Below are 289 nucleotides of genomic sequence, written 5' to 3'. Positions count from 1 at the left end.
AGAATAAGGATCTTCGGCCAGGACCTGTTCGGCTTGCGCGGCCAAAGAGTTGAAGCCGCGCCGCATGTCCGTCACACCCGACGCTAGCCAAACCCGGGTGTTCGATGGAACAGGGATCATCCCATCAAGCCCTGGACCAGTCCCATCACCGCAGCCAGGGCCGTTGGGCCTTCGATCAACACCCGGCGGCCATCGGAAAGGGTAATGTCAACCCGGTTCGCACAAATAGGTTCCAGGGGTGAGACAACGCTCCCTGGCGCGGCAGGACAAGCTGCCGGGGCCAGTTCCA

1 protein-coding gene is annotated in these 289 nt (G+C 61.9%); it reads right to left on the bottom strand.

What is annotated here, in order from left to right:
• Window positions 1-120, bottom strand: a 120-nt coding sequence (gene tnpB / locus ACXAH0_RS25245) for an IS66 family insertion sequence element accessory protein TnpB (protein WP_475196078.1), incomplete at its 3' end; no start/stop codon positions are given.
• Between the last annotated feature and the right edge of the window lie 169 nt (window positions 121-289).

The organism is Roseibium sp. AWQ4_290, from assembly GCF_056160985.1.
Note: the sequence above shows the minus strand (reverse complement) of the source record. Positions and strands in the feature narration are given on the sequence as shown.